This is a genomic window from uncultured Odoribacter sp. (assembly GCF_937966165.1).
Taxonomy (GTDB): Bacteria; Bacteroidota; Bacteroidia; order Bacteroidales; family Marinifilaceae; genus Culturomica.
Map to the genome: position 1 here is coordinate 1 of NZ_CALCLB010000003.1, position 11,947 is coordinate 11,947.

General features: G+C 40.3%; 10 protein-coding genes. 1 reads left to right on the forward strand and 9 read right to left on the reverse strand.

Going from position 1 to position 11,947, the window contains the following annotated elements; all coding sequences use genetic code 11:
• Positions 1–37: 37 nt before the first annotated feature.
• From Q0465_RS00850 to Q0465_RS00865, 4 genes are read right to left on the reverse strand one after another with little or no spacing between them, the layout of a single operon-like run.
• Entirely contained in the window at positions 38–466 is a 429-nt protein-coding gene (locus Q0465_RS00850; protein ID WP_298611476.1) for a hypothetical protein, read from the reverse strand.
• An 11-nt stretch (positions 467–477) separates the two neighbouring features.
• Positions 478–1,101, reverse strand: a complete 624-nt coding sequence (locus Q0465_RS00855; protein ID WP_298611479.1) for a fasciclin domain-containing protein — start codon at positions 1,099–1,101, stop codon at positions 478–480.
• A gap of 15 nt (positions 1,102–1,116) precedes the next feature.
• On the reverse strand, positions 1,117–2,640 hold the full coding sequence (locus Q0465_RS00860; RefSeq protein ID WP_298611482.1) for a RagB/SusD family nutrient uptake outer membrane protein: 1,524 nt from the start codon (positions 2,638–2,640) through the stop codon (positions 1,117–1,119).
• Between the two features lie 5 nt (positions 2,641–2,645).
• Positions 2,646–5,930 carry a SusC/RagA family TonB-linked outer membrane protein gene (locus Q0465_RS00865; protein ID WP_298611485.1) on the reverse strand — a complete coding sequence of 1,095 codons (3,285 nt, stop codon included), beginning with the start codon at positions 5,928–5,930 and terminating at the stop codon, positions 2,646–2,648.
• 382 nt (positions 5,931–6,312) lie between these two features.
• Between Q0465_RS00865 and Q0465_RS00870 the strand changes: the two genes are divergently transcribed.
• Positions 6,313–6,603, forward strand: a complete 291-nt coding sequence (locus Q0465_RS00870; protein ID WP_298611488.1) for a helix-turn-helix domain-containing protein — start codon at positions 6,313–6,315, stop codon at positions 6,601–6,603.
• A 101-nt stretch (positions 6,604–6,704) separates the two neighbouring features.
• Here Q0465_RS00870 and Q0465_RS00875 read toward each other — a convergent pair whose 3' ends face one another.
• From Q0465_RS00875 to Q0465_RS00895, 5 genes are all read right to left on the reverse strand, one after another.
• Entirely contained in the window at positions 6,705–7,052 is a 348-nt protein-coding gene (locus Q0465_RS00875) for a hypothetical protein (protein ID WP_298611491.1), read from the reverse strand.
• Positions 7,053–7,351: 299 nt separating this feature from the next.
• Positions 7,352–8,437, reverse strand: coding sequence for a trypsin-like peptidase domain-containing protein (locus Q0465_RS00880; protein WP_298611493.1), 1,086 nt, complete (start codon positions 8,435–8,437; stop codon positions 7,352–7,354).
• A gap of 26 nt (positions 8,438–8,463) precedes the next feature.
• On the reverse strand, positions 8,464–9,798 hold the full coding sequence (locus Q0465_RS00885; protein WP_298611496.1) for a hypothetical protein: 1,335 nt from the start codon (positions 9,796–9,798) through the stop codon (positions 8,464–8,466).
• A gap of 490 nt (positions 9,799–10,288) precedes the next feature.
• Positions 10,289–10,555 carry a DUF6582 domain-containing protein gene (locus Q0465_RS00890; protein ID WP_298611498.1) on the reverse strand — a complete coding sequence of 89 codons (267 nt, stop codon included), beginning with the start codon at positions 10,553–10,555 and terminating at the stop codon, positions 10,289–10,291.
• Between the two features lie 93 nt (positions 10,556–10,648).
• On the reverse strand, positions 10,649–11,848 hold the full coding sequence (locus Q0465_RS00895) for an MFS transporter (protein ID WP_298611501.1): 1,200 nt from the start codon (positions 11,846–11,848) through the stop codon (positions 10,649–10,651).
• Positions 11,849–11,947 lie beyond the last annotated feature (99 nt).

Below are 11,947 nucleotides of genomic sequence, written 5' to 3' on the forward strand. Positions count from 1 at the left end.
CCCTATCTTTCGTTTTAGTATCGTTCATCTTCTGTAATCAATATATTACTATGGTGATGAGAGAGTCTTTCGCACAAGAATGACCTTCATTACTAAGTTGTAAATTGAATATATAGTCCCCTGGAGGAACGGTATGATTCCAGGGAAGTTCTATTACCCCTTTCCGAATCATCCGGAATTGCCGTTCCGCTTCTTCCTGCCCCTGTTTACAGGCAATACTCCGGATCTGGTAAATAATAGGTAAAGTCCCTTCCACCCCTTCAATGGTAGTAGTTTGCCAGGGAATTTCAAATTGAATACGCCGGGCATCTTCGGGGTCCTCCGGATTCAGCACCGCTTTAAAATACACTGTATCCGGATGATAGACTGCATTCCGTACATCCAAATAACCGATAGGGGTATGATCACAACCCATTAGCGCCATAATTCCGGTCAGCATCCCCATTAATTTAAATAAAATTTTCATCGTTCTTCCTTTTAAAGTTCTGTCATTTGATAAGTATAAGCCAAAGCATGTACCACTCCATTGGTTACTTCAATATTGGATGAACCCACACTTGCCTGCTGCCCGCTCTCCAAGGCATGAATCTTCAATTCTTCCGCACCGATATCCGGTACCCCCATAAAGGAGGTTCTGGCCCGGTATACCCGTAAATCACAACCGGAAAGGGTTTTTACAATAGTACCTCCCGTTAAAGTACCCTTTACTTCATAATCGACTTCTTCCATCCTGATTTTCTTCGGGACAATATGGGATAACAAAATCCGCCTGCACATTTCTTCGGGTATGTCCCGAACACCTTTGTACACCATTTCCTGGTTTTCATCTAACTTATTCACTAAAAATTCAATGACAGACAGATTTGTTATCCCGAAAAAAGTAATCTCTTTATATTGCGGATGAGTACCATCGAAAATAGTAATCAAGCCGGCCCGTTCAATCATTATGACAACAGAATCCCAATTTTCATGATCTTTCGCAAAATAGTCCCACATACTGCAATCGTGTTTTCCATCTGCCAGACCTGTATCATGGTAATTGTCATTTTCACAGGCATATACAGCCAGAATAATCCCTAGCCAAAATAAATATTTTTTCATAATTGCTTTTTTAAGTTAATTGTCAAAACCATTTTGTAACCAATAAGTGGTTTGCCTCATAAGTGTATTATTCAGAAAAGCACTGTTTCTCACCGGAAGGAAAAGCGCTCCGTTAGCGACATCTTCGTCTGTCAGTGTCCGGAATTTTCCCCTCAATTCTTCCCTATAAAAACCATTCCTCACAATATCGAAATAACGTATTGAAATTCCTTCTAAAAACAATTCCCGTACTCTTTCCTGATAAATAAATTTTAGTAAGTCCCCTTCTGCAGGAGAATAATCTCTGGCCCCCGCTCGTCTCCGCACAAGATTTACATCGGCAACAGCTCCCTGTATATCTCCCAGACGAGCTTTGATCTCCGCCCTTAAAAGCATAAGTCCTCCCAGACGAATCAGAATGATATTGTCTTCATATCCTTTAGAATAACCCGTTAAAAATCCGCTTTCATAAAAAATGATATGCCTCCATTTGTAAATATAAGCGGCTCCCTGGGTGATCGATGTACTGACATTGGCCATGGAATCCAGTTTATAAAAGTAGGAATCCCGTCTTTTATCCCGGGGATCAGAATATAATGCCATTACTGTAGAATTGTTTATCCTCAGATTTCTCTTTTTAGCAGGAGTAGCTAAACGTTCCAAAGGCCAAGTCTGGCAGATTTGATTAATACGTCCACTCAACAATAAGTCGGATTCGGTATTGCGGCATTCAATTTCAAAAATTCCTTCCCGGCTATTGCCCAACAAGACAGTCGTGCATACTTCCTCCGGGTCGGATACCAGAGAATAAACCCCGCTATTTATCACTTCATTAGCTGCATTTAAAGCCTGGGCATACAATTCCGGTTCCTTATTCAAAGAAGCCTTCCAGGCATAAACATGGGCCAGAATAGCCCAAGCCATTCCCTTACTTGGCGTTTGCTTACTTTGTATTGCTTTTCCTTCACTGTCGACAAGTTTATCCGCCGTTGGAAGCAAGCGGACAGCTTCTTTCAAATCGCCTATGACAACATTTAAAATTTCCGGCCAAGGAATTCTCGCTTTTTCTCCTACGTCCTCACTTTCCAGTATCAGCGGAGCATCTCCCCAGGTCTGACAAATATTAAAATATACCCAGGCTCTGACGGTATATGCCTGCCCGAGATAAAAATTATACCTTTCTTCCTGTAAATCCGCCCGGCGGATATTTTCGATAATCATATTGGCACAGGCAATAACCTTATAACAATTATACCACGAGAGAGAAGCATCGTCTCTGCTCCATCTCTTTTCCAACTCATTATTTTCAATATCAATCCATACACTACTGAATTCATCAAAAGGTAATCCCCGGTCACGGTACAACACCTCTGAGCCGGTCATTGCGTAACGCAAATACGAGTGCATGCCGTATACAGCATTTTCCACATCCTGTTCCGTTTTCCAATAATTACTGTAAGACACCTGTCCTTCCGGCTCTTCCGTTAGAAATTCTTCACAAGCAGATAAAGCTATTCCTAAAAAACAAAAGATAGTTTTGAATATAATTCTCTTTTTCATCCTTATTACAAATTAAGGGTTAAACCAAAAGTCACTCGAGTTGCCAGAGGATAGTTTCCCAAATGGTCTACTCCTGTCAGGATATCTACACTTTCAGGGTCCGGACCGGAATAATTGGTAATGGTAAACAGGTTTTCCGCCGAGACAAATATCCGGGCCCCGAAACCCAATTTTTCCCTCCATTTAGCAGGCAAAGTATACCCTAACGTCAAAGTCTTCAATTTGAGATAATTTACTCTTTCGATATTGCTACTCAGATAGGTACTGAAATTTAAAAGTCCGGTCTCCAAACGGTTAGCCGGATAATCGGCTTTATCCCCGGGATTCTGCCAAAAGGAAACTTTTGAAAGATCGATTAAAAACGGTTGGGTAATATCCTCCACCCTGGCACTCATATATGTTCCCAGGGAAGCGCCCTTCCCGGCATTGAGGATATGCCGGCCAATAACATAATTGAAAAGAATATTCAAATCGAAACCTTTCCAATTCAGCGTATTCACAATTCCTCCCTGCGCGACCGGTAAAGGAGAACCACAATATACCCGGTCTTCTTCCAAAGGCAAATTCGTACCAATCCGCCCATTTCCATCGTAATCTATCATAATACGGTCGCCGGCTCTATAAAAAGAATTTCCGGTCCCTAAAGGCCTTCTTTTCCCGTTTATGTAATAAACAGGAACTTCCTTGTTATCCTGATATATCCCTCCCGTACGATAAGCTAAAATTCCGTTTAAGGGCTTCCCAATCACATTAATATTGTTGGGAAATCCGTCATAATAGATCCGGGCTGTTTGAAAATCTTTCCCTAATGTGCTTTTTTTCAATCTATTCCAGTTACGGGCAAAATTGAAAGTAAGCGTCCAGTCTACATCCTCTTTCCGGATCAAAGTTCCTTTGAGCTGTATTTCCAAACCGGAATTAGCAATCGCAAAATAATTTCCCCATTGCTTATAAAAACCGGAATAATCCCCCGGAAGAGGCATTAAATAAAGCAGTTTATCTGTCAGACGATGATAATAATCCACTACGATGCCGAATCTGTAATTGAAAAAATCCAGGTCTAAACCGGCATCCCACTGTTTTGTTTCTTCCCAGGTCAATTTCCGGTTGATCAATCCGTTTTGCCAATCGGGAGCTACCGTTGGACGCCCCATAAACTCTTCATCCGGTCCCAATATCCCTTCTGCAATGTACGGCTGTTCAAACTGACGTCCGCTTTTTCCAAAGCTTACCCGGATTTTTCCATAATTCAGCACATGCTTAATTCCCTGCATAAATTTCTCCTCGGAAAAAGCATATCCTAAAGCATAAGAAGGAAATGTTCCCCAACGGCTATTTTCACCGAATTTACTGGATGCATCCCGCCGCACAGTAACCGAAGCCAGGTATTTTTGTTTGTAATTATAACTGATCCGCCCAAAGACTCCGACCATTGTACTTTTCTCTTTCCCGCTCATAAAATCTTTTAAATTCCGGTTATTATCCGTATCGTAGACACTTCCCGGCCAGGTAATGTAATGGATCAGATTGCTGGGAGCCCTTTTTCCCCATCCCTTTATCAGATTATTTTCGTCTGACTGAAAAGCCAGTCCTGCTAAAATTTCCAGCGAATGATTTTCTTTAAAAACTTGCTTATAACTCAGGATATTCTCATTGAGCAACATCATCGAACGTGCCAACTGGGCGGCAGAATAGGTTTCATTATATTCGTCCAGGTCCGAAGGTTTGAAATAGTTGGATTGATGCTGGGAATAATCGACAGCCAGAGACGACTTTAATTTTAAGCCGGGAAGTATTTCGCAGGCAAGATCAAAGCTGGAACGCAAACGATAAGTTTCGTTTTTTTCCAACGTTTTTTCGTAACGTCTGATGACTTCTTCAAAAGCCGGCTTCCCCGGTCCCGGTAAAACAGTAGAAGTTTCCAAAATTTCCGAAGGGATCTGTTCCAATTCTACCGCACTGTATCCCCCTTCATTATCGAGTGTACGGGAAGTATTCTTTCTGCCCGTCCTCGATAAATAAAATCTGAGATTGGCTTCAATATTTTTCAAGGGCTGAAAATATAAATTGGTCATCAGTTTTATCCGGTTAAAACCGGTTTTCCGCAAGACCCCCTTTTCTGAATAATACCCTAACCCTACATTATAAGCTACTTTCTCCGCCCCTCCGCTGATTTGCAAACTTGCATCAGTCACCTGTGCTGTCCGGAAATAATAATCAAACAAATTCGTACTGTTGTTATAAAACGGATTTAAACTATCCTGATAAGACGGAAGAGCAGCTCCCTTCCCTTCATTCCAAAAAAAATCATAAGGTACCCGATTCTTATACGCTTCTATATAAGAATCCGGATATTTATATATATTGGTCGCTTCATCATAATAGGCTGCCCGATAATTTTTCAAAGCCTCCATACGAAAACGTCTCTCGGCATTCCCCCCGGTTAATTCCGGAAGTTTAGGATTAAAAATCAGGGTCCGCGAAACATTGGCCGTAAAACGGGCCCTCTGATTTTTATTTCCCTTTTTGGTAGTGACCAGAATAACACCATTGGCAGCCCTGGAACCGTAAATTGCTCCCGCAGCCGCATCTTTCAATACTTCTACACTCTCTATATCATTCGGGTCTATTTCGGCCAGACTGTTTGTCCCGGTAATGGGAGAAGTAAAGGATTGGACCGGAATTCCGTCAATCACCCAAAGCGGATCACTATACCGTCTTCCGGCTTCTATGGACAAACTGTTAAAGCCCCGGATCGTTACATTAATTCCGCCTCCCCCGGGAGAACCTGAAGAATTGATAACATTCATACCGGCCACCCGCCCCTGTAACAGGTTGGCAACTGAAGGAGAAGGAATGCCTTTTATATCTTCTGCTTTTACAGTCGAAATGGAAGCAATAACCTCTTTTTTATGCTGAGTACCATAAGCAATGACCTGAACTTCTTCCAACTCTGATACGCTTTCTTCCAAACGGATTTTCAAAAACTTATCCGCCTGAAAAGCAATCTTTTGTGTTTTGTATCCGACACTGGAAACAATCAAAATTCCCTCTTTTTCAGCAACACGAAGCGTAAAATTCCCCTCATTGTTAGACGCTCCCCCGCGGGAAGTTCCTTCGAAACGAAGAGTCACTCCCGGCAAAGGACGTCCTTTTACATCCGTTACCCTGCCCTGAAGCAGAAAAGCAGTCTGTTGCTGACGGGAAGTTTCCCCTGCAGCTTGCCCCCGGGAAACAGAAGGTATTCCTGTCACAAGAAAAAATACACTAAAGTATAAAATATACCTCATTTTACCTTTCAGAGGTTTTCTATACCTCAAAACTTTTTTTCTAAAAAGTTTCCTCATAATTTTGTAGTTGTTAGTTAAACATTAGGTTAATTAACGACAAGGGACGATTGCCAGGCGGCCAACCGGGGCTTTCGCCCTTGTTTTTATGTAATTTTACAATTTTGCACTAAAATAAAGTACATTTTTATTACAAAATCCCAATTAAAAGTGTATATTGCTTTATTGTGTAGTCGGATAGGAAAGAATAGCCGGAAAAGGTCTTCCGGATTCCACAAATCAAAATTGGATTACATAATCCAACAATGCAAATATATAGTATATTCATGACTATACAAAATTATTTCAAAAAAAATTTTAAACTTATGCTAAAATTTTGGAGATTATGAATGAAAAGTTAACCAGTATAGAAACTTATGTAATCGATGCCGTGAGCAAAAGAAGAAAAGAGTGTTGTATAACAACCCGGGCCTTATCTATAAGCATAGGCCTGGAAGAAAGTTTTGTAGGATTGGTGGAAAACCCTAAAACCAGAACGAAGTATAGTCTTAATCACCTGAATGAAATTGCTAAAATTCTGAATTGCTCTCTCTCCGATTTTTTTCCACCTTCTCCTCTTCCGGAAAATTGTATACAGGAATACAAAAAGATCCAAGGTAAAAAAACGGTCTCCTAAACGATCCTCTGTTTTTAAATCCAGACTGTCAGTCGGAAAATAATTAAAAAAAAGACCGGTCCCATGGCAACCGGTCTGCACTTCATTGCTGATCAAAATACTTATCTCTTTTCCTGAGTCGGAAGAGCATCCCAATCGATCATGGATTCTGTGTGCTCAACTCTACAAGTCCTTTTTTCACCCATACCGTCTTCATCCCTTTTCTGGAGATCCAAGGTTGCAGGTAAACCGGAGACTTTTAAACTAAAAAAGCCCCTCTCATCCGTAGTGGTAAAATGTTCATTTTTATACCCCGCTTCTTCTATAGACACTCTTTCCAAAGGCTGACCCAGTGTACTACTATACACCATACCACTTATGGCAACTCCGGAAAAACCGGCTTTTATGGGAAAAGCCAGACAGATTGCCAAACAAGTCAGAACACCCGTACTAAAAATTTTTGTTTTCATGGTACATACATTTTAAGGATTTGAATTTTGAAATAACAGTTATTCCTATTTCACACATGTTGCAACGCTATAATTTACGATAAAAAATCCGGACATCCAAAAGATATGCTTCTTTTAACATTCTGACTGCTAAAGAAAAATAGCGTTAAATAATGAGAACTACGCTGTCTGCTTTGGAATGAATTGTTTCCATTTCTGTATGGACCATAATCAAGGCCTCCCAAATCTAAAATAAAAAATGTCCGAATGTTTTTACCCGAACATCCGAACATTTTCAATTCTTTTTTTCGTTTTAATCTTTATACCGCATCTTTTTTAGCATATTCCGAAAATTCGCATCCAAAAGTATCCGACAAATAATTATCCAGCTCATCTGCTTTAAAAGCCATGTGAGTGATTTGTCGCTGAATTTCTCCGGCATAATCAGAGAAAACATCGGAAATATGTACCCGGTAAGAAAGATAAATCTGGTTACCGTCTAATCCTAACTGATAAGGATTTATATCTTCCGCACCCAGCAAATAAGTCAACACAGGCTCCAGGTTTTTCTTAGGCAATACATTGATAGGAGAAGTACAGAATAAATAAGAACGCTGATAAACAAACATCCTGATTTCAGAACTTCCTTTATGAAATACCCAACTTTCATATCCGACCCGCGCCAATACAGGATTAATACCCATTGCTTCAATAGCTTTCTCACAAAAAACAGCTAAATCGGTAAGCCCCCTTTCTTTAAAAATATTTTCCGGCAACTTTTCCCCACAAGAAGGACAATACTCCTCTTCATCCGTGATAAATTCTTCACAACTACTGCATTGCACATTAAAAATAGTGGTATCCAATCCTTCCGTCTGTTCCAGAATTTGCCGCAATGAAGCCACGGGTATACCAAAACCGACATTGTCAGCATCCCTCATTTTACTGACGGTTATTGCAATGACTTCATTATTTTCATTAAACATAGGTCCCCCGCTATTACCCGGATTTACTGCCGCATCGGTCTGAATATAATAATTATCCTGAACCAGCTGACGGGGAGAGGATACTGTTCCCTCCGTCACGGCAAAAGGCATTCCGAAAGGATAACCTGCCACTTTAATCCGCTGTCCGATAGTCACGTCTTCTGTAGCTGCCAACCGGATTTCCGGTAAGGCTGAAAAATCTCCTTCCGCTTTCAACAGAGCCAAATCGAGAGCCGGATTTATTAAAACGACTTTAGCAAGAAAACGGTTTTTGTCATTATCCTGAAGAGCAACTTGACGGAATCCTTCCACAACATGATAATTGGTCACAAAAAGGTCGTATGGCTTTATGTAAAAACAACTGCCGGCCCCTCCGGCATGATTTATTTTATATACTGTATTAAATATATTCTGTTCCATAGTATATTATTTTTTATTATTCCTGCTTATTTTCCAAAAGTATTAGCGGCCAGTTGCTGCACTTTTTGCGTATATTCTTCCATACTCAGTTGTCCGCTAGCCAATTGCTGCTGTAATAACTGCACTTGCTGCATATAATTACCCATATTCGCCCCCTGCATAGCCTGCATCATCTGTTGTTGCATAGCCTGTACATTTTTCAGGTACTCACTCATATCCAGACTCCCTCCTAATTCTTCCTCATCCGGTTCCAGATTTCCTTCCATAATATCCTCCATAGCTTCTTGTAAAATAGGGGCAGCCTCATCAAAAGGCTTAGCTGAAGCTTTCTGCATTGCCCTCACCACTACATTATTTATATCGTCCTGTACATTGTTATAGTAGTACATTTCGTAAAATTTATAAGTGATCATCAAACAACATCCCATAAAATCACCGTCCTCTAAAGCCGCAGAAGCTTTATCATAAGTATTTTCGAAATTTTCCTGTATGTTTTTTAAGTTTGAACGACGCTTACCCGAAACAAAAGTCTCTACATAATACAGGTCCCCTGACAGTTGTTCTCTTGTCAGGGATTGCAAGCGCAAAACGGCTTCTTTTCCGCGGGCTGTTACGTCCGGTAAAGGAATATCCTCCCGGTCCATGTCTGCGACCGCCTTGTTCAATTCGTTCAATAACTGCCCCTGCGGATGAGCATAATACATTATTTTCAGCAAAGTGGTATCCAGAATATTCCAGATATAACCGAATTTTCGACCGGGCTCAAAATATTTAACAGCATCCAGGCATTCGCGGCAACTCAGTTGTATAACCTTGTATATCTCATCTATCGTCTGCGTATCGTAGGATTCTATCTTCGGTTCATATATCCGTTTGGCTCCGAATTTCGTTTCAAATTCATCATCGTATTTATCCCCCGTACGACAAATTTCCTCCAATACATAATAGATCTTATAAGGATTCATTAACACGACAGGACAACTGTATTCAAAATACAAGCAGGCATCCTTCAAACGAATCATTGCCAAATCCATATCATTGAAATTCAATCCCGCCACCTGCCGAAGTATCGGAATCCGGCCTTTTTCCGGTAAAGCAACAAATGGAGCTGTTATTGTCAACCGATCCTCTGTCAATTTCAAATTCACCACAATAGAACCATGAGGAATATTAAATTCAGTTCCCTGTATATTTCCGTACTTTGTTCTGAAATCCGGATTCAAATACTCCAATAATGCATAAAAAGAATGCAAATACTCTTTCTTCTCAAAAGCATCAACACTCTCATCGAAAGCCTCAATTTTTATTTTACTTTCTGTCGAAGCGATAGTGGATAGATTAAAAGTTAGCGTTTGTTTCATAATTTAACTGTCTTTATTTATATTCTTTAAAATTACTGATTAAAGTCCCTTACCTTCGTTGTTCGATGAAAGTATATCTCTATTCAATAACACGCAAAATTCTTCAGATCAACAATATTTTCCCCTTATACGCTTTTTCATCCGGATGTTATAATTTCCGAATTTTTCTTTTAGGAAACCGCATATTTACACATTTGTATTTTATCAAAAATAGTAATGTTTTTTAATTTTCCGGAATCAGATTCCGGAAAATTAAATCATTTTTTGTATACAAATGCAAAAGCTCACACAATCAGGAATATAGGAATGAGAAAAAGAATAAGTAACAATCCGGAATAAAGGAAAGTACAGATTGGCACACCACCCGGCTGAACAGACATGGATGGACAAGCCTGCAGGTTAAAAAAGATTTTCCGGTGCTTTTCGTCCTGTCAATTCTTAAATAGTCGATCTGCCTTTACCGGAGCCATTTATTCTTATTGTCAAAATATCAATGTTTTTGCCATTTTCCAGCCCATTCACAGATGACCGGACTCTGGACCTGAACCCCATATTTACGAGCTTTCAGCAAAATCCGGTGAGCCAATTCGGATTTTTTATCTTCCGGAGCATATCTGAAATAAGCCTCTGCAGCCCGGACATGAGCAGCATCAGGCATCGGAAATTCCCGGGTCTCGGGAATACCGAAGTCAGAATCCTTTAATTCTTTCCTTTCTTCTGCTGTCAATTTATCTGAGGGTTTCGTATTTTTATTCATAATCGTTTTTTTAACCTGTTATTTCAGATATAAACGGGAACAGAAAAGAAAAGATCAGGATTTAGCAATTTTTATGTTTCTGTCCGAAGTCGTTTACCTCAATTTATTCCGGTTAAAATGCGGACCGACCTTCCATACAAAATATAAAGCAGAAATGACCGTCAGGCAAGCTCCGAAAAAATAGGCATGATTGAATCCTCTGAAAGCCTGTGCAATCGCACCGCCGCTCATCAAACCGATTCCGATTCCTACATCCCAGCTGGTCAGATAAGTAGAAGTAGCTGTCCCGCGCTGATTATTGGGAGCCAAATTTACAAATAAGGTGTTAAACGCCGGAAACATGGTTCCAAAAGCAACTCCTTGAAAAAGAGCAATTCCCAAAAACAAATAAGAGGTAAAAGCCGGATTCCAATGCATCAACTTTTCACAAGCCGATAAAGCAAAAAAACTGGCACAAGCCAGATACATCCCCAGCGAAATGACAAGCGTGATCCGTCCCTTATCTACTTGGCGACCGGAAAAAATGCGAGATACGGCCAGACCGACAGCCATAAAAGTAAAATAAAGGCCTGAACTGAATTGAATCCCAATTTCTTCTGCGTACATGGCGACATAACTGGTTGTCATTCCATAAGGAATTGAAAATAATAAGAGAGAAATCCCGGCCGGCAAGCCTTTTATTAAGAAAAAACGGTCGAGTGAAAGCGGTTCCCGCTTGACGGGTTGCTTGTAAGGAGTCCTGACTAAGCTGGCCATAATGAATCCCAGGCTACCGGAAATCAGCGAACAACTAAATATAAGCGCATACGAACAAGTTCCATGCATAAATAAACCCGTCATCGGTCCAAAACTCATAGCAATATTATTGGCAAGACCGTAATATCCCAACCCCTCCCCCCTGCGTGAAGAAGGTAAAATATCGATCACAATAGTATTCCCCGCAACAGAAACCATACCGAAAGCAAACCCATGTACAATCCGTAAAGCTAAAAATAAAGCCAATGCTCCGGCCAGCATATATCCCCCAAAAATAACAGTAAATACAAAGTAAGCCAGCAGATAAAGGGGCTTCCGGCTAAAAGTATCCAATAAATAGCCCGAAAACGGACGGATACACAAACAAGCGACCGTATAACAGGATAGGATAAACCCAATCATAGACTTCCCTGCCATAAACTCTTCTTTCAGATAAAAAGGTAATACCGGTAAGAGTAAGTAAAATGCAAAAAAAAGCAGGAAATTAGCTGCCAGAATATAACAAAAACTCGGAGATAATAATTTATCCTTGGACATATACCTTCATATTACAACCCATTCTCTCCTTCCCTCTCCCCTGAATTCCGGCAAAATTATAAATAAAAATCAAATGTGTAAATGTTCAAATGCGTAAAT

What these genes read in the sequence shown, in the direction of transcription:
- Q0465_RS00875 (WP_298611491.1), bottom strand. Translation starts at nt 7,052, where the DNA reads ATGAAAACAAAAATTTTTAGTACGGGTGTTCTGACTTGTTTGGCAATC.
- Q0465_RS00895 (WP_298611501.1), bottom strand. Translation starts at nt 11,848, where the DNA reads ATGTCCAAGGATAAATTATTATCTCCGAGTTTTTGTTATATTCTGGCA.
- Q0465_RS00880 (WP_298611493.1), bottom strand. Translation starts at nt 8,437, where the DNA reads ATGGAACAGAATATATTTAATACAGTATATAAAATAAATCATGCCGGA.
- Q0465_RS00850 (WP_298611476.1), bottom strand. Translation starts at nt 466, where the DNA reads ATGAAAATTTTATTTAAATTAATGGGGATGCTGACCGGAATTATGGCG.
- Q0465_RS00865 (WP_298611485.1), bottom strand. Translation starts at nt 5,930, where the DNA reads ATGAGGTATATTTTATACTTTAGTGTATTTTTTCTTGTGACAGGAATA.
- Q0465_RS00860 (WP_298611482.1), bottom strand. Translation starts at nt 2,640, where the DNA reads ATGAAAAAGAGAATTATATTCAAAACTATCTTTTGTTTTTTAGGAATA.
- Q0465_RS00885 (WP_298611496.1), bottom strand. Translation starts at nt 9,798, where the DNA reads ATGAAACAAACGCTAACTTTTAATCTATCCACTATCGCTTCGACAGAA.
- Q0465_RS00870 (WP_298611488.1), top strand. Translation starts at nt 6,313, where the DNA reads ATGAATGAAAAGTTAACCAGTATAGAAACTTATGTAATCGATGCCGTG.
- Q0465_RS00890 (WP_298611498.1), bottom strand. Translation starts at nt 10,555, where the DNA reads ATGAATAAAAATACGAAACCCTCAGATAAATTGACAGCAGAAGAAAGG.
- Q0465_RS00855 (WP_298611479.1), bottom strand. Translation starts at nt 1,101, where the DNA reads ATGAAAAAATATTTATTTTGGCTAGGGATTATTCTGGCTGTATATGCC.